Annotated in this window: 15 protein-coding genes; 4 read left to right on the forward strand and 11 right to left on the reverse strand. The window is 60.2% G+C overall.

The window, feature by feature from the left end:
- Positions 1-48: 48 nt before the first annotated feature.
- Positions 49-5,283 (reverse strand): dermonecrotic toxin domain-containing protein, encoded by a 5,235-nt coding sequence (locus AC3WN7_RS20730; RefSeq protein WP_102674803.1) that lies wholly within the window; start codon positions 5,281-5,283, stop codon positions 49-51.
- Positions 5,284-5,501: 218 nt separating this feature from the next.
- Here AC3WN7_RS20730 and AC3WN7_RS20735 point away from each other — a divergent pair, with 218 nt between their 5' ends.
- Positions 5,502-6,536 (forward strand): alpha/beta fold hydrolase, encoded by a 1,035-nt coding sequence (locus tag AC3WN7_RS20735; RefSeq protein WP_102674802.1) that lies wholly within the window; start codon positions 5,502-5,504, stop codon positions 6,534-6,536.
- A 202-nt stretch (positions 6,537-6,738) separates the two neighbouring features.
- On the opposite strand, the gene aauR is transcribed toward AC3WN7_RS20735, so the two are convergent.
- The 7 genes from aauR to AC3WN7_RS20770 all read right to left on the reverse strand — a co-directional run bounded on the left by aauR (position 6,739) and on the right by AC3WN7_RS20770 (position 15,301).
- Entirely contained in the window at positions 6,739-8,067 is a 1,329-nt protein-coding gene (gene aauR / locus AC3WN7_RS20740) for a two-component response regulator AauR (RefSeq protein WP_095964884.1), read from the reverse strand.
- Entirely contained in the window at positions 8,064-9,977 is a 1,914-nt protein-coding gene (gene aauS, locus AC3WN7_RS20745; protein WP_015093698.1) for a two-component sensor histidine kinase AauS, read from the reverse strand. Before aauS ends, aauR begins: the two co-directional genes overlap by 4 nt.
- Before the next feature lie 161 nt (positions 9,978-10,138).
- Positions 10,139-10,873, reverse strand: coding sequence for an amino acid ABC transporter ATP-binding protein (locus tag AC3WN7_RS20750; RefSeq protein ID WP_015093699.1), 735 nt, complete (start codon positions 10,871-10,873; stop codon positions 10,139-10,141).
- The gene (locus AC3WN7_RS20755) at positions 10,870-11,541 is read right to left on the reverse strand and encodes an amino acid ABC transporter permease (protein WP_095964885.1); all 672 of its coding nucleotides are present in this window, start codon (positions 11,539-11,541) and stop codon (positions 10,870-10,872) included. Before AC3WN7_RS20755 ends, AC3WN7_RS20750 begins: the two co-directional genes overlap by 4 nt.
- Complete coding sequence (locus tag AC3WN7_RS20760) at positions 11,541-12,287, reverse strand: amino acid ABC transporter permease (RefSeq protein WP_007975080.1); 747 nt, start codon at positions 12,285-12,287, stop codon at positions 11,541-11,543. Before AC3WN7_RS20760 ends, AC3WN7_RS20755 begins: the two co-directional genes overlap by 1 nt.
- Before the next feature lie 193 nt (positions 12,288-12,480).
- Entirely contained in the window at positions 12,481-13,395 is a 915-nt protein-coding gene (locus tag AC3WN7_RS20765; protein ID WP_095965129.1) for a glutamate/aspartate ABC transporter substrate-binding protein, read from the reverse strand.
- A 277-nt stretch (positions 13,396-13,672) separates the two neighbouring features.
- Positions 13,673-15,301 carry a glucan biosynthesis protein D gene (locus AC3WN7_RS20770; RefSeq protein ID WP_095964886.1) on the reverse strand — a complete coding sequence of 543 codons (1,629 nt, stop codon included), beginning with the start codon at positions 15,299-15,301 and terminating at the stop codon, positions 13,673-13,675.
- A 419-nt stretch (positions 15,302-15,720) separates the two neighbouring features.
- On the opposite strand from AC3WN7_RS20770, the gene AC3WN7_RS20775 reads away from it, so the two are divergent.
- Complete coding sequence (locus tag AC3WN7_RS20775) at positions 15,721-15,906, forward strand: hypothetical protein (RefSeq protein ID WP_007975077.1); 186 nt, start codon at positions 15,721-15,723, stop codon at positions 15,904-15,906.
- Positions 15,907-16,081: 175 nt separating this feature from the next.
- Here AC3WN7_RS20775 and AC3WN7_RS20780 read toward each other — a convergent pair whose 3' ends face one another.
- Positions 16,082-16,588, reverse strand: coding sequence for a BRO-N domain-containing protein (locus AC3WN7_RS20780; RefSeq protein ID WP_095964993.1), 507 nt, complete (start codon positions 16,586-16,588; stop codon positions 16,082-16,084).
- Positions 16,589-17,026: 438 nt separating this feature from the next.
- Between AC3WN7_RS20780 and AC3WN7_RS20785 the strand changes: the two genes are divergently transcribed.
- Together AC3WN7_RS20785 and AC3WN7_RS20790 are read left to right on the forward strand one after the other, a co-directional pair.
- On the forward strand, positions 17,027-18,277 hold the full coding sequence (locus AC3WN7_RS20785) for an AAA family ATPase (protein ID WP_015093707.1): 1,251 nt from the start codon (positions 17,027-17,029) through the stop codon (positions 18,275-18,277).
- Between the two features lie 3 nt (positions 18,278-18,280).
- The gene (locus AC3WN7_RS20790) at positions 18,281-18,907 is read left to right on the forward strand and encodes an RloB family protein (protein ID WP_095964994.1); all 627 of its coding nucleotides are present in this window, start codon (positions 18,281-18,283) and stop codon (positions 18,905-18,907) included.
- A gap of 40 nt (positions 18,908-18,947) precedes the next feature.
- Here AC3WN7_RS20790 and AC3WN7_RS20795 read toward each other — a convergent pair whose 3' ends face one another.
- Positions 18,948-20,810 carry an NAD(P)-binding protein gene (locus AC3WN7_RS20795; protein ID WP_102674801.1) on the reverse strand — a complete coding sequence of 621 codons (1,863 nt, stop codon included), beginning with the start codon at positions 20,808-20,810 and terminating at the stop codon, positions 18,948-18,950.
- Positions 20,811-20,872: 62 nt separating this feature from the next.
- The gene (locus AC3WN7_RS20800; protein WP_102674800.1) at positions 20,873-22,357 is read right to left on the reverse strand and encodes an APC family permease; all 1,485 of its coding nucleotides are present in this window, start codon (positions 22,355-22,357) and stop codon (positions 20,873-20,875) included.
- Between the last annotated feature and the right edge of the window lie 211 nt (positions 22,358-22,568).

A 22,568-nucleotide genomic window follows, 5' to 3' on the forward strand; every position in this document is an offset into this window, starting at 1 on the left:
GTGCTGCTGTCCACGACGGGGCACATTGCGTGCCCCGTCGTTGTCATTTTACAGCGTGGAAAAGTGCTTGTTGCCCAGCGGCTTGCCGATGTCGCCGCGCCAGATCGCGTCGACCGTACCGCCACTGGCGACCACGGCCTGCTGCCATTTCAGGCCGAGGTTGCGTTGTTCCGGCAGTTTCAGATGGCCTTTGACGAAGTCACCGAATGCCGGCTGGGCCGAAGTGTAGTGGAAGTGGGCGTACCATAGGGTTTGCGCCGGTTCGCTGCGCAGGTCGCGCACCTCGTACTCTTGCAGGAAATCCCGTCGTCCGTCGGCGCGTTTGCCCAGGTCGCGCAAGCCACCCTCCTTGCGGATGTCCACCACTTGTTGTTCGCGCAGATAGTCCAGATAACCTTCAGTCGGGGTTTTACTGCTCATGCTCTGATTGATGCGCAAGGTACGCCCCGTGCGCAACATTTCATCTGCCCGATTGCGCAGTTGCAGCGCTACGGCATCGGTGGGGGACAAGCGTTCGATGGCCCGGGCACGCATGGTCAATTCGGTGGCCTCGCTGCCCATCATGTGCTCAAGGTCGACCGGTCGCATGTCCCGCCGTGCATAGCCTTCGACTTTGCGGGTATAGGCATTTGCCGCCTCCAGCCTGTTCCTGGCTTCTGTCAGCAGTGGCCCGACATCGGTGGGCAGTTCCGGCTGCACGGAGCCCGTTGGCTCGCTGAGGTGATATTTGCCGCTTGAGCGCGGCAGCCAGGTTTCCGTGTGGCCATCGACCCCTTCGATGGTGATTCGCTTTTGTCGGGTGACGGCGTCGGTGCTGGCGATGCCGATCAGCAACTGGTTGTCTTCGGTCTCGAACAGTTGCTGTCCGGACCGGCCTTTTTTAGGTACCACCGAAGGGGGCGTCTTGGTGGCCCGGCGTGCAAAATCTTCAACCTTGTCCAGGTTGTCCAGAAACGCGGTGACCTGTTCCAGGTCCAAATGCTGCGGATAGCCGAGGGTCCAGGCGCCCAGCTGACGCCGGAACTCGGTATAGGTGGCCAGGCAGTCTTTGAGGACTTTACTGCGCTGACTGACGCTGGCGCTCACCTGGGGTAGCTGATGTTGCGTCAGCAGCGCGCGGCCGACCTTGTTGCGGGCTGTTTTCAACTGTACGTGGAAGTACATCCAGGACAGGTCGGTCACCGCGTCATAACGGGTGATGATTTCCAGGGTGTGCGCCGTTTTCAGGTAGTAGTGATTGGCCTCGCTGAGTTTCTCATTCACGTTCGTCATGGCCTTCGCAATCTCCTTTTTTTGCGCCGGGTTAGTGATACGGCGGTTCCAGCGATTGGCTTCCTCGACCGTCGTATGCAGCTGATCGAAATCTTTGAGAAAGTTTTTGCGGATCTCCTTGCGTTGCGCCATGAACTGCAAGTGCGCGGCGGTATCGGTGATCGCTGTGGCATCTGACCGGGCGATCAGCTGATCGATACGATTGAGGTGTTCCACCAGCCGTTCCTTGGCCAGGTTGATCCGCCGCACCGAACGGTCGACGATGATCCAGGCGCAGCGGCTTTGGATGCCTTCGATCTGCACGCGTTTGCGGCCATGGCTATACAGCATCAACTCATCGAGATTCAGGTATTGGGCCTGGGCAAGGTCGATATCGTTCGCGCAGGCGACATCGGCACGGGTGCGAAGGGCTGGGCGCTGCTGGAGTTCGAGGCCGAAATAGTGCTCAAGCAGGGCGTTGTTGCTGCGGGTCTGGGTATCGAGCCGCGCCCTGTAGGCCTCGGCGGTATTGGTCAGGGTCAATTGCCGGCGCAAGGCGCGGTCGGTCCACCAGCGCGGCAGCCAGCGGCGAATGGCGGCCGGCCAGAGTGGGTCCAATCCATCGGCCATGTGCCCGAGCACCGCGCCACCGCCCACGCCGCCGCCTTCGATCACGGTGCCGTACACCGCGAAGTGGGTGTTCCAGTGGCCTGACTCATCGAGGGCGACTGGCTGTTTGTAGGTCCGGCTGCTGGTGCCACTCAAGCGCCAGCGGGGTGGTTCGCCTTCCAGTTCGATGCGATAGATTCTTCCCTGGCTGAGCATGAAGTCGCCGTCGGCGTGGCGATACACGTTGCGATAAATGCCTTCGCTGCCCGGTTGCAGGTCCGCGAGGGAAATCGGTTTTTCATATTCATAACCCTTGAAGCGCTCCAGCGACCGCCGCGCCTGGGGTTGCGTCGATAGCTGCAGGGCTCGCGGACTTTTGCCCAGCGCCCGCCACTGACGACTGCGCGTGGCGACGCGGGCAGTAGCAGGGGTGGCAGAGGTGCCGGGGAGAATGTCCATGGCCGCGTCGATCAGCGACAACAGCACCGCCTCCACCTCGGCCAGGCCATGGCCGACATCACCGCGCAGAAAGGCCGCCACCGCCAGGTTGGCGCTGTTCCAGGCGTCGTACAGGGCGATGGTCGTACCGATGAAGGGCAGCATGCCCACGGCCATTTTCAGGTAGTTGAACATTGCGCCGGACTTCAAGGCGACCTGTTCCAGGTACAACGCATCATTGGAGCGCGACGTCGCCCGATGGGCCTCCAGCAAACGGCCCATGTGTACATTCAGCAGATGCGCTGCCAGGGAGGTGCTGGCTGGCCAGGGTGTACCGACGCCGATCAGCCCGTCGAAGTTTTTCAATAGGGCCTGGTTGATCCGACTGATGTGGTGGGCGACATCACCCGTCAAGGCGCGGCCGGCCAGGTAGTTGACCATCGGACTGCGCAGGCAATCGTTGAACAGGCGCATCCGTGCCTGTTCAAGGCTGTCGAACTGGCGCAGATAAACGCCGTCGGGGCTGTCGGGCAGATACAGCAGGGTCAGGCCGCTGACGTGCTCCACGATAAAGGTGACGCCGGTCAAGGTGCTCGGTCCCTGGGCGTGGGTGTCCTTGCCGCCCACGGTCAGGTGCGCGGGCAGCAACTCGATGCGCTTGCCGTCGCTGGCAAAGGCTTCACGGCTGTTGGCGTCGATGGCGATTTCCAGCACTTGCCGGCCGCTGGCATCGATGTCCTTTGCCAACTCGGCGAATTCGCCTTGCAGGCGAAGCATAAGGCGCCACGGCTCACTCAGGCATTCGCGTCGATATTCATTACTGAAGGTCGATGCCGTCGAGGTGCCGAGGAACGTCTCACGGATCAGCCTTTCATATTGCCCGGCCAGATCCAGCTCGGTGACCAGCTTGCGCAGCCAGGACGTCGTGATGGCGCTTTTCAGTTTCTGCTGTTGTGTGGCGTCGGCACCGCTGACCTCGACCTGCATGAACGACAGTCGCCACCACATTTCCTGATCGATGTTGCCCAGCGCCAGTTCACCCAGTGACAGCTTGCTGCGCTGCTCGCTGGCGACCAGCACATTTTGTTGAGGGGTGCCCGGAGCGGCGCCTTCAGTCACCACTTTCTGCCACAGCGTGGAATCGGGAACGTCGAGCTGCACCTCCACCCGTTGACTGAGGTCGAATTCCACGCGCAGCCGGGCGTCGACAGCCTTGATGGCGAAGGCTTCCCGTGGCGGCAGTTCGCGTTCCAGCCACGCGTGGGAGCGCTGCATTGCGGCGATCCAGGATTTGAACAGCGTCTTGAGCCGGTCACGCTGCACGGCAGGCAGTTCGCGATGCCACGTCGGCAATTGAGCGGCCAGTGCACTGCTCTGGTTTTGCTCGACGATGCGTGCGTACACCCAGTCCCGGGCGGCGGATTGGGGGACGGTCAGGCAGGCGAGGGTCTGCTCGCGCAGTTTTTCCAGTTCGGCCGCACGCTGGCTGGTACGAAGCGGAACAGGATTGGCTGCAATGATCCGGGCCGCTTGTTGTTCACAGCTGTGGAGCTGGATTTGCAGGGCGTATTTAAACGGCGAGCCGCTCAGCGGTAAAACGTGCACTGCCAGGGCAGGGTCGTTGACCGGGCGTTTGAACAGCGATTGTTCCAGCAGCTGTCGAGAGGCAAACCGTTGCAGTCCACCGAAGCGTCCGGGCCAGTACAGCAACAGGCTGTCGGTCGAATTCGCCAGCAGCGCCGAGGGTTTGGCAAACAGCAGAACGCCGTCCAGTTCCTCGGTTTGCGTGCGGCGGGTGTCGCCTTCGGTGTCGGTTGCCGACAGTTCCAGCCGCGCGACCACCAGGTCGACCGTGCGGGGCTGATCGGGGGCATCCAGCACACTGATGAGCCATTGATGCTCCTCACTGTTGATCTGATTCAGGCTCAATTGCAGTTCGGCTTCGGCGCGCAAGCCGTTTTGGCGTGCCTGGAGCAGGGCTGCGTAATGCGGGCCCGGCTGGTGGCGCAGCTCCAGCCATTTGAGGCCATCGGCGGCGTCCAGTAGCGCCGTCGCGGCGGCGTTGCTGGCCTGCTCGGCAGCGCTGAGGGTCTCGAGTTGCTGTTGCAGGCGTTGCAGACGTGGATCCTTGGCATCACCGGAAAAGTCATCGCCGAGCAGACTCTCCAGGGCCGTGCGTTGTTGTGCCAGTGCGCGGTGACGCACGCCCAAGGGAATATCGGGGCTGAGCTGGCCGAACAGGGCCGCGTTGTCGTCTGTCTCCACCCGTGGCAGGTCGGGGGGCGCGGCCAGCACGGCAGCATTGCCGGGCCGGTCCGCGGGGGCGACGGACAAGCGCGACAACAGGGCTTCGGCGCCAGTGCGCAGCACAGCCTTGTCGAGGACCGTGTAATCGACGCTGCCCTTGTCCATCGACAGTCGGGGCTGGTCGAACCGCTGTGGTTGATGCTCGGTCAACCAGCGCTCCAGTTCAATCCGGCTTTGAAAGGTCATCCAGGCGGATGAGTGCGACGGCAGGTACAACAGCTGAGCGACCGGTTGATCGGTATCCCGGGTGATGACCAGCGCGCCCGACAGTGGGGCAGACAGGCCATTGTCATCTTTGAGGTTCAGCTGTTCGACGTACACGGGGTGCTGGTCAGGCATTGGTGTTTGCGCTGGCGGGTCGATGAGCGCCAGTAAGGTTTTGATCTGTCCGGCATCGAGGATGCCTTGGGCAAACGCCCATTGGCTCGACACCTCGAAATGCTGGCGATACAAGCGGATGGCTTGTTCCCGACGCGAGCGATCGGTGCCGAGCGCACGTGCGCTCCACCAAGCGGTGTCGAGGTGGGCTTGCGAGCTTTGCGCCATGAGGCTGAGCCACTGCTCGCAGCATTCTTCCCAGCGTGCCGAGGCGCTCAGGCTCAGGCCCTGGTCCGGGTTGGCGGGCAATGGGTGGATGAGGCCGAAATCGGCCGTAAGGGGGGTAGTTTGTTCAACCATGACGATGAGTCTCCAGAAGGCCGGGCCGTGCCGGCGGTACGGGCATTAGGCGGCGTTCGACAGGAGGAGGGGCGGTACATAGTTATCGCCAAACCGGCTGTGACGCCGGATGACCGCCCGGCGCTCTTCATCAAACTGTCATGGAACTGTGGCAGCGCGCTTGAACAAACTTCATCAGACTCGCGCTCTACTGGGGTTCTGCGTTTTGGTGTTTTTTCATGGGTGCTGCATTCTTTTCACGAATCATGTTTCTGGCCGCGCTGTTGTTCGGCCTGCCGTCGTTGGCGGCCTCGCGTTGTGACGTCAATGTTCCGACCGAACGGGTGGATCTGGCCCAGGTAAGCCTGGCGTACCAGAGCATCGGCCGTGCGTCGGATCCGGCCTTGCTGCTGGTGATGGGCCTGGGCGGGCAGTTGATCCACTGGCCGGACGAGGTGGTGGTCGCCCTGTGCCAGCAAGGGTTCCGGGTGATTCGCTATGACAATCGCGATGTCGGCCTGTCGACCTGGCGGCAAGCACCGGCCGAAGCCAACCTGACATTCGAAGTGCTGCGCTACAAACTCGGATTGCCGGTGTCGTCGCCGTACTCGCTGACCGACATGGCCGACGATGGCCTGGGCTTGATGGATGCCTTGCACATCGATCAATTCCACGTGTTGGGCGCCAGCATGGGCGGGATGATCGCCCAGCACATGGCGGCCATGGCCCCGCAGCGGGTCGAGAGCCTGACCCTGATCATGACCAGCTCCGGGGCCGAAGGCTTGCCGGCACCGAGTGCGGCGCTGGTGCAATTGCTGGCCCGGCGGGGTGCACCGAACCGCGAGGTGGCCCTGGAACAACAGGCCGACTTGCTGGCGGCGCTGGGCAGCCCGATGGTGAGCGATGATCGTCAGGTGCTGTTGCATCAGGCGGCGCAGTCCTATGACCGGGCGTTCAATCCCGAGGGCGTGAAACGCCAGATCATGGCCATTCTCGCCGAGCCGAGCCGGGTCGCGCTGCTCAACCGGTTGCGGGTGCCGGCGCTGGTGGTGCATGGCACGGCCGACCCCTTGCTGCCGGTGATGCACGGGGTGCATCTGGCGGCGCATCTGCGGGGCAGTCAGTTGGTCTTGATTCCGGGCCTGGCCCATCGTTTCCAGGAGGCATTCAAGGTGCCGTTGCTGGCGGCGGTGTTGCCGTACTTGCGCGAGCACCGTGAAGACACTTCGCACTGGGCGCAGATCGAGCCTGTGGCCGATCACAATCTTCTCTAGCTCCCTCGGTCCAGTGTGGGAGCGGGCTTGCTCGCGAAGAGGGAGTATCAGTTGGCATTTGAGTTGACGGACACACCGCTTTCGCGAGCAAGCCCGCTCCCACAGGAGAATGTATTTCTCTGTGAAAGCGTAGTCAGGCCAGCGAGGGGGCTCACCACCACCGCCGCGCCCAGGGTCGTTTTGAGAATCAGGTCCACACAGCTCAATGGCTCAGGCCGTACTTTTTCACTTTGTCGAACAGCGTGGTCTTGGCCATGCCCAGTTCCTGGCTGGCCTGGGTCAGGTTGCCGCCGCTGCGTTGCAAGGCATCGCTGAGCAGGTTGCGCTCGAAGGCTTCCACCGCTTCGGCAAACGCCAGGCCTTGATTGCTGCCGCCGGCACCGGTTTTCTTGAACGCCGGCAGGCCCAGGGCAAAGCGCTCGGCAACGTTGCGCAATTCACGCACGTTGCCCGGCCAGTCGTGGCTCATCAGGTTGGAAACGGTCTGGTTGTCCAGCTCCGGCACCGCGCGATCGAAGCGCAGGGACGACTGCTGCAGAAAGTGTTCGAACAGTTGCAGGATGTCCTCGCGGCGCTCGCGCAGCGGCGGCAGTTCCAGGGTCACCACGTTGAGGCGGTAGTACAGGTCGCTGCGGAATTCGCCGGCCTTGCTCGACTCGACGAGGTCGGACTTGGTCGCTGCGATGACGCGGCAATCCACCGCCACGCTCTGGTTCGAACCGAGGCGTTCGAGGGTGCGTTCCTGCAATACCCGCAGCAGCTTGATCTGCAAGGGCAGGGGCATGCTTTCCACTTCGTCGAGGAACAGCGTGCCGCCGTCGGCGTGTTCGATCTTGCCGATCCGCCGCTTGCCCGCACCGGTAAAGGCGTTGGCTTCGTGGCCGAAGATTTCGCTTTCGAAGAGGTTTTCCGGCAGGCCGCCGCAGTTCAAGGCGACGAACTGCTTGGTGTGCCGCCGACTGAAATCATGCAGGCAGCGAGCGACCAGTTCCTTGCCGGTGCCGGTCTCGCCTTCGATCAACACGTTGGCCGACGTATCGGCGACGTTGGCGATCAGTTCCCGCAGGTTCTGCATGGCCGGCGAGCGCCCGATGATCCGCCCTTCGAGGGAGTCGCGCTCGGCCAGTTGCCGGCGCAGCGACGACACTTCCCGCGCCAGGCTGCGTTGCTCGAGGGCGCGGCGGGCTACGTCCACCAGGCGCTCAGGGGAAAACGGCTTTTCCATGAAGTCGTAGGCGCCTTTCTGCATCGCACCGACGGCCATGGAGATGTCGCCGTGACCGGTGATCAGCACCACCGGCAGGCTGCGGTCGCGCTCCTTGAGCCGGGTCAGCAACTCCAGGCCATCGATGCCCGGCAGGCGAATATCGCTGATGACGATGCCGGCGAAGTTGTCGCCGACCCGCACCAGGGCTTCTTCGGCGCTGCCCACGCCAATGCAGGGAATGTCTTCCAGGGTCAGCGCCTGTTGGCAGCCGAGCAGCACATGGGGGTCGTCTTCGACGATCAATACACTAAGGTCGTTGTTCATATTGGCTCGGCGGGAGTGGGGCTTACCAACGGTAAACTGAGGACGAATGCGGTACCACCGCTGGCCGGGTGCTCGACACCCAGGTGACCGCCGGTGGCGGCGGCCAGGCTGGCGGAAAGGGTCAGGCCAAGGCCCAGGCCCTGTTCGCCGGGTTTGGTGGTGAAGAAGGGTTCGAACAGGTGCTTGCGCGCTTCGGCGTCGATGCCGTGGCCGTTGTCACGCACGCGCAGCCGGTATTTGCCATCGAAAGTTTCGCCTTCGAGCCACAGCTCGGGTTGCGGCTGCGCTTGCATGGCATCGAGGGCGTTGCCGATCAGGTTGACCAGAATCTGTTCCAGGCGGGTCTGGTCGATCTGCACCTGCACCGCGTCAAAATGGCGGTGCAATTGCAGAGGCGTGTTTTCCACCCGTGCGCCGTGCAATTGCAAGGCCGCGTCCACCGCTTTGCCAAGGCAGGCCTGACCCTTGTCGTCACCGCGCCGGGCGAACGAGCGCAGGCTGGCAGTGATGCGGCCCATGCGGTCGATCAGTTCGTTGATGGTCTTGAGGTTGGTGCTGGCGACATCGAGCTGGCCGCGTTCGAGGAAGCGCACGGTATTGCCGGACAAGGTGCGTAGCGCCGCCAGCGGCTGGTTCAGTTCGTGGGCGATGCTGGTGGACATCTGGCCGATGGCCGCGAGTTTTCCGGCCTGTACCAGTTCATCCTGGGCGCGGCGCAAGGTCTCTTCGGCGTGCCGGCGTTCGCGGATCTGCCCCTTGAGCCGTTCGTTGCTGGCGCGCAGGTCGGTGGTGCGTTCGGTAATCCGACGTTCCAGCTGGTTGTTGGCTTCCTGCAAGGCTTCCCGGGCCGCGAGGCGGGTGGCGATCACCTTGCGCCGCTCGTTCCAGGCGATCAACAGAAAGGCGCAGAGGGCAAACGCCACGGCCACCAGAATCCCCTGGTTGATCGCTTCGCGGCGCAAGTCCTGAAGCGGCGTGAGCAGGGTGAAATTCCACGGCGTATCGCTCAAGGGCCGGGTTTGCGACAGGTAGCTGATGTTTTCATCGTCGCGATCTTGTTGGAGCAGCAGTTCACTGTTGGCCGGGAACGTGAGTTTTTCCACGCCTTCGGACAGGGTTTCCCGGGCCAGCGGTTGCAATTCGTTGAGCGGGAACCAGTAGTACTGAAGGCTGCGGGCAAGTTTTTCCTTGGTTTCTTCGCTCAGCGGCACCACCGATTTCAAGCGTCGAGCCGGATCGCTGGAGAGAATGATGATGCCGTTCTCGTCGCTGACGAAAGCTTCCAGCCGCGCGCGCTGCCAGCGCTCTTCCATGGCTTCCAGACGCACCTTGACCACCGCGACGCCGATGATCTTGCCGTGTTCTTCAAGGCCATGGGCCAGGTAGTAACCGGGTTCGCCGTTGGTGCTGCCGATGCCGTAGAAACGCCCCGGCTGACCGCGCACGGCGTTCTGGAAGTAGGCGCGAAAGGACAGGTCTTCACCCAGGTAACTGTCGACATCGCGCCAGTTGCTGGTGGCCATGACGCGGCCGGTGGTGTCCATCACGTAGATGGCCCGACTGCGGCTGCGCCGGTTCAGGCCTTCGAGGTAATCGTTGACCGTTTGCCGGTGTTCCGGGGTCGGGTCGGCCAGCAACTGCGAAACACTGGTTTCGAGCTCCAGCAGGCTGGGCAGGTAGGTGTATTTGCTGATTTCGCTTTCGACGGCACGGGCGTGCAGTTCCAGCTGACGCTGGCCGTTCTCGCCGAGGCTGCGAATGCCATAGTGCTCACTGATCCAGAAGCCGATATAGCCCAGGCCGATCATCATGGCGATGATCAGTGGCGGCAGGAACAAATGACGAACCAGACGGGGTTTCACGGCGAGTGATGGCGACGCTGCGCGATAAAGATTAGGGTCGCATTTCATCACAGATGCCTTGGGTCAACCACCACTTGCCTGCCTACCTCTACTGTAGGAGCGAGCTTGCTCGCGAAGAACTCAAGGACAACGCGTGCATTCAGGATGAACGCGTCATCGTTAACGACCATCGCGAGCAAGCTCGCTCCTACAAGGGCGGCGGTGTGGCTTTAGTGCTGCAGAATCTTGTTGAGGAAGTGCTGCGTACGCTCGGCACGGTGGCTGATGTCGCCGAAGAACTCTTCTTTCTTGCAGTCTTCGATGATCTTGCCCTGGTCCATGAAGATCACCCGGTCGGCCACTTTACGGGCGAAGCCCATTTCGTGGGTCACGCACATCATGGTCATGCCTTCGTGAGCCAGTTGCACCATCACGTCGAGCACTTCGTTGACCATTTCCGGGTCCAGCGCCGAGGTCGGTTCGTCGAACAGCATGACGATCGGGTCCATCGCCAGCGCACGGGCAATCGCCACGCGCTGCTGCTGACCGCCGGACAGTTGGCCAGGATGCTTGTGGGCATGGGCCGAGAGACCGACGCGCTCGAGCAGTTGGAGGCCTTTCTTGGTGGCTTCTTCCTTGCTGCGGCCCAATACCTTGATCTGCGCGATGGTCAGGTTCTCGGTGATGGTCAGGTGCGGGAACAGCTCGAAGTGCTGGAACACCATGCCCACGCGCGAACGCAGTTTCGGCAGGTTGGTCTTCGGGTCGGCGATGGAGGTGCCGTCGACCACGATGTCGCCTTTCTGGAAGGGCTCCAGGGCGTTGACGCACTTGATCAGGGTCGACTTGCCGGAACCGGATGGCCCGCACACCACGATCACTTCGCCTTTTTTGACCTCGGTGCTGCAATCAGTCAGAACCTGGAAGTCCCCATACCACTTGTTGATGCTTTTGATAGAGATCATACGGCGAACCTTTTTTGCAGACGCTTGACCAGCTGCGAGGCGGCAAAGCTGATGATGAAGTACACGAGACCCGCGAAAATCAGGAACTCATTGGAGCGGCCAATGATGTCGCCACTGGCGCGCGAAGCATTGAGGAAGTCCACCAGGCCGACGGCGTAGACCAGCGAGGTGTCCTGAAACAGGATGATGCTCTGTTGCAGCAACAGCGGCGTCATCTTGCGGAACGCCTGCGGCAGGATGATCAGGCGCATCATCTGGCCGTAGGACATGCCCAGGGCTTGGGCAGCGCCCATCTGGCCCTTGGGAATCGACTGCACGCCAGCACGGACGATTTCGCAGAAGTACGCCGCTTCGAACATCATGAACGCCACGATGCACGAGGCGAACGCGCCGATCGGGGTGTCTTCGCCGGTGATCCAGCGCAGCACGAACGGTACCGCCAGGTAGAACCAGGTGATTACCAGCAGCAACGGGATCGAGCGGAAGTAGTTGACGTACGCGCCGGCGATGTTTGACAGCAGCTTGCTGTGGGACAGACGCATCAACGCCAGGATGGTGCCGAGGATGATCCCGCCGACCACGCCCATGGCCATCAGCTTGAGGGTCATGACCATGCCGTTCCACAGGCCCGGCAGGGACGGGATGATGCCCGAGAAATCGAATTCCATCATTTACCCCCTACGGAGATCAGGCCCGGTACGGCGACTTTCTTCTCGACCAGGCGCATCAGCAACATCAGGCTCATGTTCAGGGTGAAGTAGATCAGCGTGGCCAGGGTAAAGGCTTCAAACAGGTTGGCGGAGAACTCGGCGGTCTGTTTGGTCTGCGCGAGCAATTCCATCAAGCCGATCAGCGACGCCACGGAAGTGTTCTTGAAGACGTTCAGGAATTCCGAGGTAAGCGGCGGAATGATGATCCGGTAAGCCTGGGGCAGCAGCACGTTCCAGTAGATCTGCGGCAACTTGAAACCCATGGCGCGGGCCGCGGATTCCTGGCCTTTGGGCAGGGCCTGGATACCGGTGCGCACCTGTTCGCAAACCCGGGCGGTGGTGAACAGGCCCAGGCATACGACAACGCTGAGGAAGGCCGAGGTGGTCGGGTTCAGGTCCTGCTTGTACCACTCTTGCAGGTCGGCCGGCAGCAGGTCGGGTACCAGGAAGTACCAGATGAACAGCTGAACCAGCAGCGGCACGTTACGGAAGAGTTCGACGTAGCAGGTGGCGATGCCCGATACGATGCGGTTCGGCACGGTACGCATGACGCCCAGGATCGAGCCCAGTGTCAGGGCGATGATCCAGGCCGCGATGGCGATGCCGATGGTCCAGCCCAGACCGGACACGTACCAGTCGAAATAGGTCTCGCTGCCCACGCCGGTGGACTTGAAGAACACGCCCCAGTCCCAGTTGTAATTCATTAGGGTCTCCCCTCAGTTCAATCGATGTACAAGTGCCCGCTTGGGGGAAGCTCCGTTCCCGCCTGACCTTGACGATCAGGCACACGCTCCCGGCTCGACAGCTACCGGTTCGAGTGTTTCCAAAAATTCCAGCAGGAAGTGACCACCTCCTGAAAGGGCGGCGGCCCTTTCAGGAGATAAGGTTAGTCAGAAATCAGGATTTCTTGTCGTCAGCCGCTTTATCAGTCGGATTGGCGATCAGGGCCTTGAGTTCGTCGCTCATCGGGAAGTTCAGGTTCAGGCCTTTTGGCGGAATTGGCTGCATGAACCATTTTTCGTAGATCTTGTTGATCTCGCCCGATGCGTAGGTGGCCTTGATGGCGTCATCCACAGCCTTCTTGAACGGCTCGTCGCCTTTGCGCACCATGCAGCCGTAGATTTCGTAGGACTGTGGAGTGCCGGTTACGGCCCAGTCGGTTGCCTTCTTGGCCTTGGCTGCTTCACCGGCCAGCAGGGCGTCGTCCATCATGAACGCAACGGCACGGCCGGTTTCCAGCATCTGGAACGACTCGCCGTGGTCTTTGGCGGAGATGACGTTCATGCCCATCTGCTTGTCGGCGTTCATCGCCTTGAGGATGCGCTCGGACGTGGTGCCGGCGGTGGTCACGACGTTCTTGCCGGCCAGGTCAGGGAAATCCTTGTACTTGGAGTCTGCCTTGGACAGCAGGCGAGTACCGATTTCGAAGATGCCGACGGAGAAGTCAACCTGCTGCTGACGCTCGACGTTGTTGGTGGTGGAACCGCACTCGAGGTCCACGGTGCCGTTCTGCACCAGCGGGATACGGGTTTGCGAAGTCACCAGGTTGTATTTGACCTGGAGGTTTGGCATGTCGAGGTCTTTTTTCAGGGCTTCGACGACTTTCAGCTGGATGTCGTGGGAGTAGCCGACCGGTTTGCCGGAAGCATCCGCGATATAGGAAAACGGAATGGAAGCGTCGCGATGGCCCAGGGTGATGGTGCCGGACTCTTTGATCTTCTTCAGGGTGCCGGTGAGTTCGGCGGCGAAAACTGGCGTGCTGATCAGAGCGGCAGCAATGGCTGCGCCCAGGATATGGGGAACGATGCGCATCAAATTTTCCTCGACATTGTTTTTTTTATGGAGCCAGTTCATCGGCCCTTTTGTGCTGCAAAACACCTGAGCGCTACGATGAGTGAGCGCAAAGGACATTCGTCGAAGAAGTGTAGAGCATGACTCGTGCCAGACCAGTCTGAATTAGTCAAAGTATTGATTTATAAGGGAATTAAATATTTTTTGCGCTGAAATGTCAGTGAAGTGATCCGGTTAACCGAACCGACCCGCAGGTCGCGTTCGGAAAACCGAATGCTGGCAGGGTGCTACCCGATCATCAGGTGTACTTGCGTTTGTCCGGCGCTGGCGGGAAGTACTGGTACAACCAGGTTTCACTCAGTGTGCGGTCGTTGGTGCGGATGAACAGGCGCAGCTCGACGGGCTCCACGCTGTCATTGGTCGGGTACCAGTCAAACAGGATGCGGTAGCCCTTGATGTCATCGAGCTTGAGCACGCTGAAATCCTTGACCTCGCCGTTCGAGCAAGTGACCACCGGCTCGATGCCTGTGCCTTCAGGCAAGCGGTCCAGACCACCACCGGTGAAGTCCACGGCAAAACGACGGGCCCAGACGGGCGGGTAATGCTCGCCCGGCGCCCAGCCTTCGGTGAAACCGCCCATCCCGGAACGGGTGGCGTTGACCCGTGCCAACGGCGTTCCGACTGGCGGCAATGCGCTCCAGTACAGCTTGTAGCCGTAGTTCAGCGAATCGCCGGCAGCCACCGGTTTCTTCGGGGTCCAGAAGGCGACGATGTTGTCCATGGTCTCGCCGGTGGTAGGGATTTCCAGCAGATCGACCGAGCCTTCGCCCCATGCGGTGGTCGGCTCGACCCACAGGCTCGGGCGGCGGCTGTACCAGTCGACGGTGTCCTGATAGCTGGCGAACTCGTGGTCGGTCTGCACCAGGCCGAAACCTTTCGGGTCCTTGTCGGCGAAGGCATTGAATTGCAGGGTCGCCGGGTTGTTCAGCGGACGGCAGATCCACTCGCCGTTGCCGCGCCACATGGCCAGGCGGTCGGAGTCGTGGATTTGCGGGTGAATGGTGTCGCACATGCGGCGCTCGTGGGTGCCGCAGCTGAACATGCTGGTCATCGGTGCGATGCCCAGTTGGTCGATGGCGGTACGTGCGTTGACGTGGGCATCGATCTCCATCACCACGCGCTCGGCCTGGCAATCGATATCGAAGCGGTAGGCACCGGTGGCGCTCGGCGAGTCGAGCAGGGCGTAGACCACGAAGCGGGTGCTGTCCTTGTCCGGTGTCTCGAACCAGAACTTGGTGAAGTCGGGGAATTCTTCGCGCTTCTTGGCGTAGGTGTCGATGGCCAGCCCGCGGGCCGACAAGCCGTACTGGCCGGTGGCGTCCACCGCACGGAAGTAACTGGCGCCGAGGAAGGACACGACATCGTGCTTGTCCAGTTCCGGGGCCTTGAACAACTTGAAGCCGGAGAAACCCAGGTCGCCCTTGAGCTGTGCGGTGTCGACCGTAGTGTTTTCATAGTTGAACAGCGACGGGCGGAAATGCACCTCGCGAGCCATCCGGGTTTTCGGATCGACGCTGTACATGCGCACCGGCTGCTTGAACCCCATGCCGACGTGGAAGAACTGCACGTCCAGCTGACCCTTGAGTTCTTTCCACAATGAATGATTGCCGTCGTAGCGGATCGCATTGAAGTTCTGCGGCGTCATGGTCGCCAGGGTCGGCGGCAACTGTTGCTTGGTGTCCTGGTAGCGATTGCTGGCGAGCTGTTTGGCCTGCAGCTTCAGCGCCTCGAAATCGAATGCGCTGGCCTCGCCATCAGCGGTGCCGCCGCTGGTGGCCCAGGCTTGGGCGGCCAACAGGCCCGTGGCGGACAAACCGGTGTAGGCCGCGATGGCCATGGAGGCTTTGAGCAAGTTCCTGCGGTGCATAAATACAACCTGTCGTGAGCAATCCCGCGCCGTTCCTGGCACGTGCTGGATCAGAAAAAACGGTTCGGACATGCCTTCGGCCAAACGCAACGGACTGTAGAACAGATGCCCGACAGCTTAAACCGTTCGATTGCAGAGCAAAATTGATTGATGGCACAGCGCCGGCTCGGCAATGAAACAAGACATGTCGGGAAACAATTCCGACAGGGGTTTCTGATTTACAGGGCATTTCTGCTTTTTTCGACTAATTACTCTAAAAACCGCTTTTCAGCGCCCGGAATATTTCTATTCTGTGCACATGACCGGTTTATGCCCTTCGGACCGGTGCGGTTCAGCGGGCACCCAGCGGCTGCTGAAAAAGGGATAGGGCGATGCGGTTTTTTGCAGTTTTCTTTGACGTATAGAGAAGGACATCGTCCATGTCGAAAGTACAAGGCATCACCGAAATGTTGGGAATCTTTCCGTGCCTGGCCATCGGGCGACGCAGGCGCCGGCTTAATAACGAGGAAATGAAACTGGTGGAGCGGTATAGGGAGCTGTCGGAAAGCGACAGGATCGCGATGAGGTATCTGGTGGATGCGATGAGGAGTGTTTCGCGGTTTTGAAGCAGGGCGGGTTACCGTGAGAGCCATTTGGCTTTTACGGTAGCCAGATCCATCAACTTGCTGTGGCGAGGGAGCTTGCTCCCGCTGGGGCGCGCAGCGGTCCTCGCTTTACCTTCAAAGCGAGGACTGCTTCGCAGTCCAGCGGGAGCAAGCTCCCTCGCCACAGGTCATGTATTCAAGCCCTGGAAGCCGGAGAAGGTCGCTGTCCATGCATCAGCTCAGGCACATCACGCCACTTCACCCAGGCCTGTTGTTGCCAGTGCAGCAGCGGCACAGTGACGCCGGCCCAATGCACTGAACTCAGGCTCGGGCGGATTTCCACAGGTGTGGTGCTGGTTTCCCGCATCATGGGTATGACTTCGTTGCTCAACCACTGGCGCAGGTTACGGTTTTCCGGGACGAAGTGGTGAACCAGCAAGGCGTACATGCCTGATTCGCTGACCATCAGTGTTTCGACCGTTTTGCCGTCCTTGAGCAGACAGACGCTGCGACGTTGGTCGGGATCGAGTTTCAGGGTCAGGCGTTCATTGAGTGGTTTGCCCATCAAGCGACCCAGATCCTGGGCGCAGAACCAGGCTTGGTTGTTTTGCATGAAGGCATGGAGGAAGCGGTTGTGGCGGGTGAAGACTTTAGGGATGAAGCAGGAAGGAATTTCAGTCGGATGTGATGTGTGCTTGTGCATTTTTCGACTCCATGTTGAAAAAGGAGCCGCCACTAATCCTTCGACAGATTTGGGTGGCGGACCGTGCGGCGTTCGAAGTCGGAACATTCTCGATCAACATGGAAGCCGAGAGGCCCGCGCCACACGGCCCGCCATAACGCGAAACTGAAAGGCAAAAAAATGCCCCAGCTCATATGGGGGCGCGGATGCGCCATGTTGATATGTTCCGGCTTCGACTCCGGGTCGCTGATTTGGCAGCGACGGATTGAAGCCTATCGGTCAGGCGCTCGCGGCGCCAAGTCTACTCTGGCGACACTTGTTGTAGGAATCAGCGCCGGTATTCGAAGGTTCGATCTGTAGGATTTTCCTGTTTTTGCATTGGCTGCAGAGAAGCGGCACCTGAAGCGCATTTTTTCCTTTATGTATTCGAGTCCAGCAAACGAACTGCAGGTTTTTTCCATGCTGATCGAATTCTCGGTTTCCAATTACCGCTCGTTCCGTGACAAGCAAACCTTGTCCATGGCGGCGACTCCTCTCCTGAGCAAAACGCGTAATACATTCAAGCCGCCCTGCGCAGAAAAACTCCCCGACCTGTTGAAGGTGGCTGCGATTTACGGCCCAAATGCTTCCGGCAAGTCTTCATTGGTCCGCGCGATGGGGGTCGTCGGGCGCTTGCTTGTCATGGAAACCAATCCAAGTGACGCGTTGCTATCGGTTTCGCCTTTTCGTTTTGATCGCGCGTTGAAGGATGCGCCCAGTGTATTTGAATACAACTTCATTCAAGGAGGGCAGCGCTATCGGTTTGTGCTGGGGTTAACTGGGCAGCGGATCGTCCAAGAGCAGTTGCTCTCTTATCCAGGAGGGACCGAAACGCTTCTGTATGACCGCCAATTCGACGCCGAAGGGGAGCGTTATGTTTTCGGGACGGCGCTGGAGGGCGGGAAAGAAGTGCATGGCGCCTGGCGGCGTCTGACGAGCCCAAAAATGCTCTTCCTCGCGCAGGCCGTGAAGAACAGCAATGAAGAAATGACTCAGTTGCGAATGCCGTTCAGTTGGTTCCAAACCGGACTTCTCGTGGTCGAGCAGAACAGCATGATGGAGCTGTCGACGGCGTCGATCCGATTTCTTCAGATGGTATCGAGCCATACGAACGATCTTCGGGACTTTCTCAAGGCATTGGACATTCCGGTCTCTATCATTGAGCTAAATTCAGACGAGGTCGATGCCATTCAGAACAATAAAGAACCTACCCTGAAGGAGATCTTCGCGGCAGTTCAAAAGAACAAGGTGACCCTCACACATTCCAGTCATTTAGGTACTGCGGAGTTTGATTTTTCGGAGGAGTCGTGCGGTACAAAGAACCTGATTGGCTTTTGGTTGCCCTGGTTCATGATGAATCAAGCGGGGGGCAGTGGAGTGCTTTGTGTCGATGAACTCAACAGCAGCCTTCATCCCGACATCGTCGCTGACTTGATCGACAAGCATCTGGACAGTGGCCTCGATACTCAGCTGATTTTTACAACGCACGATACTCATCTGATGAACGAAAAGATTTTGCGGCGGGATCAGTTCTGGATTACCGAACGTGATGCCAACGGCGCGACCAGTTTGTTTTCCATTCACGATTTTGAGGGGGGCGAAAGTGAGGATGTCGAGAAGCGCTACTTTGAAGGCCGTTATCGCGGGCTACCGTTGATAAGGCAGGGCTGAGCAATGGTGAGTTCAGGCAAGTCATTTGATCGCAGGCGTTCAGGGTACAAGCCTCAACCTAAGGTGTTGGTGCTCTGTGAAGACAGCAAGTCAGGAAAACGCTATCTGGAGGAGGCTGCCTTTTATTTTCGGGCCAAGGCCCAGGTGGAAATTGCTCACTGCGGCGTCACACATCCGAGTGGCATTGTTGAGCGAGCAATCAGCCGGCAGAAGTACTTCGACAAAGTGTTTTGTGTATTGGATCGAGATACACACCTTTGCTTTCAGCGTGCATTGAATGTTGCGCAGCCTCATCCAAAGATCAAAGTCATTGCATCGTATCCCTGTTTTGAGTTTTGGCTACTGCTGCACTTTGGTTTCAACCGAAAACCCTTCAGAGCTGTCGGGAAACATTCCCCTGGCGAGTTGGTGAGCAAGAGTTTGCGAGAAAAGCCAACCATGGAAAAATATGAGAAGGGCAAAGACATCAACTACTTTGCCCAGCTGTTGGGAGCGCCGTTCCAAACGGCAAGAACCTTGGCACCGAAGATCCTCGAGGACGTTGCCATCAGCGGCGAGCCAAACCCCAGCACCGAAATCCACTTGCTAATGGATGAATTCGAAAGCCTCTCCAAGCCGCAACCGATTTAACATCAAACCCTGCCCGCATCGCTGCGGGCAGGGTGCTCAATCAGCCCACTTCCCCCACCGCCCGATACGCCTCATCGATCGCCGCATGGGCATACGCACTCCACGCCGCGTCCGAGTTGGCGATGCTCACCCGTCCAACCGGCTGACGGGCCAGGTTCATCAGTTTTTCGCTTTCGTCGGCATCGTCGTACAGGCTGTTGGAGAAGTACGCGTAGCCGTGTGACCAGCGGTTGACGGTGATGGCGAGGATGTCGGTTTCGTGGTTGAAGCCGCCAGGGCCGAGCATGCGTTGCAGCTGGTCACGCAGTTGCGCTTCCAGTTGTTCGAAGCTCTGGCCGTACAGGCGGCCACGGCCGGCGCGGGCCTGGTCGCGGGCGTTCATGCCGCTGTTGGGGCTGGTGGGCACGTAGACCATGTGCAGGCCGATCGGCTGCGTCGGGTCTTTCGGGTGGTTGTAGCCGCCCATGCTTACCGGATAGTCGAGTTTGATCCGGCTGTAGGGTTGGGTCACCGCATAGATTTCGTGCACGCCGAGCTTCTGGAACGACTGCCAGTTGCGGATCACGACCTTGGTGTACACCAGCGGGAACTTCACGTTCTGGCTCAGGGCGTGGGATTGCTCCGGCGGCAGGTCGCGCAGCAGGTACGGAATGATCATGTTGTAGCAGGCCATGATGCAGTGCTTGCCGCGCACCTGGCTGAGCTGGCCGCCGCGGCTGTAGCCGACGTTCACGCCGCTGCCGACGTTGCGCACGCTCACCGCTGTACTGTTGAGGCGGATGCGCACCGGGGTTTTGGCCTGATCGAGTTTGGTGTAGTCGAACGGGGCGAGGACGATATCGTCCATGGTGTGCCCCGGTGCCACGGCCGGGATCAGGCTGCGCACCAGCAAGCGCGCCAGCGAGGCGTTGCCGTCGGGGAAGTGGTAGATATAGGGCTCTTCCATTTCCGCCTGGGCTTCTTCGCTGATCGGCTGCAGATTCATCGCGCTGAAGCCTGGGAAACCGACTGAGTAGGCGTCGGACGCGGCGACCGCATCGATGCTCAGGGCCATGAAGTCGTTGGTGCGGCTTTGGAAATACTTCACCGCCTGGGCCGACAGGCCTACGTCCTTGAGCAGGAAATCCTGGTAGCTGATGGCTTCCAGGTGCGCGGTTTTTTCCTCGGTGGTTTTGCCGGGCAGGTAATCCTTGGGCGTCATGTGCAAGGCGATCAGCGCCTGGCGGTCGGCTTGCGGCAGCGGGAAGTCGTTGATGAAGTCCGGGATGGCGCGGGCGTGCAACTGGTCCGGGGCGATGTCGTCGGCCACCATCGGCGTCGGGTCGCCGGTCACCAGTTTGTCTTCGCCGAAGTTTTCCTTGTCGAAGAACACCCCGCGCGACAGGCCCAGGCCCGGGTAGAACTGGCGATCGAACGCGGTCTCGAAGCGTTTGATGTTCACCCCGAGTTTCTTCAGCAGGCCGTTCACTTCCTGGCTGTACAGATGATTCGGCGACTGGAAGGCTTCACTGCCGCCGTAGCCGATGATCATGCGACCACCGGCGGAGAATTCATTGCGCTTGGCGTGGCCGCCGAAGTCGTCGTGGTTTTCCAGAATCAGGATGCGCGCTTTCGGATGTTTCTCACGGTAGAACCACGCAGCGGACAGTCCGCTGAGGCCGCCTCCTACCACCACCAGGTCATATTCCTCGGTGATCGGCAGTTTGTCGGTGTCGAAGACCTTTTTCTCCCACCCCATCTGGTGGGCCATTTCGAACGAGCCGACGTGGTTACCCCGCAGACCGGTCAGTGTTGGAGGGTAGTAGCGCCCGTCAGGGGCGGCCTGGAGAAGTTGCAGAGGGGTCATGCCGGCAGCGATGGTGACAGCGACGCCGTTGAGAAAGTCGCGGCGGGTGATATCCATATTCATTCCTTGTTGGTTTTTCAGATCGCCCCGGCGCCACGACGGCACCGGGGCGAATGCCGTTACCGGCTGACTTTCCAGGCATCGCCCGCCGGGGCGGTGCCGTGGTCATACGGTTTGGCGATCCACATGTAGAGCAGGCCCAGGCCAATCACGATGGCCGTGCTCAGTACCATGGCGTAGTTGATGTACCACGCGGCATCCGGTGTCCGTGGCCAGGCCATGTTGATAATGGCCCCGACACCATAGACCAGTGCGCCGATGTTCACCGCCCAGCCCCAGGCGCCGAGGGTGAATTTGCCGCTCGGTTTCCAGCCCTTCATGCGGGCGTACAGGGCCGCGAGCACGATCATCTGGAACGCCAGGTAGATGCCGATGGCCGCGAAGCTGACGATGGTGGCGACCGCATCCTGCAGGAAGAAGCCGAGGATGATGATGAGTGCGGGCAGGACACCGGACACGAACAGCGCGGCAACCGGAACCTGCGTTGTAGGGGAAATCTTCTTCAGCAGTCGGCTGCCGATGACCATTTCGTCACGGGCGTAGGAATACAGCAAGCGACTGGCCGCCGCTTGCAGGCTGATCACGCAGGAGATGAAGGAAATCATCACCACACCCATCACCACTTTCGAACCCATCGGCCCGAACGCGTTGTTGAGGATAGTGCTGACCGGGTCCTTGTCGGTGCCGTTGATCACCGCTTGCATGTCCGGTACGGCGAGGATCAGCGCCAGGCAAGCGAACATCGCCGCAATGCCGCCGATGTAGATGGTCATGCGCATCGCTACCGGAATCTGCTTGCTCGGGTTCGGGGTTTCTTCGGCCACATCGCCGCAGGCCTCGAAACCGTAGTACAGGAACATCCCTGCCAGCGAAGCGGTGAGGAACGCCGGCAGGTACGAGCCATCGATGCTGATATCGAAGGTGTTGAACAACACGCTGATCGATTGATGACGCTCGAAGATCAGCAGGTAAACGCCGACGATCACCGCGCCCACCAGTTCGCAGAGAAAGCCGAACATGGCGATGCGCGCCAGCGCTTTGGTGCCGCTGAGGTTGACCAGGGTGGCGAAGAGCGTCAGGAACAGGGCGATGATGATGTTGGTGTTGTTGCTCGGTTCAAAGCCCATCATGGCGGCGAGGTACGGACCGGCACCCACGGCAACCGCCGCGATGGTCACGCACAGGGCGATGGAGTAGATCCAGCCGACCATCCACGCCCATCGCTTGCCCACCAGACGACGGGCCCACGGGTACACGCCGCCGGAAATCGGGAACTGCGAAACCACTTCGCCGAAGATCAGGCACACCAGCAACTGGCCGCAACCGACCAGCAAGTAGGCCCAGAACATCGGTGGCCCGCCCGCGGCCAGGCACAGGCCGAACAGGGTATAAACCCCGACGACCGGGGACAGGTAGGTGAAGCCCAGGGCGAAGTTTTCCCACAGGCTCATGCTGCGATTGAAGTTGGAGGTGTAACCCAGTTTGCGCAGTTGCTCGGCATCGCTGTCGGCAAGGGCTGCAGAGAGATCGGGTGATGCACTCATGTGTGTTTGCTCCGGAAAATCGGCAGATTTCGGATGTCCGAAACCGTGACGGGGCCTTGAGGGCACCGCCAGGATCGGTGGTTATTGTTTTGTCTTCTTTGGGGTGAAGCCTGATGGTGCGTACTGCCGGTTTCTGCCTTGAAACCGAGGTGACCCATTCGCGAGCAAGCCCGCTCCCACAGTTGACCGCACTCTCCTGTGGGAGCGGGCT

This window comes from Pseudomonas sp. FW305-70 (genome assembly GCF_058783925.1).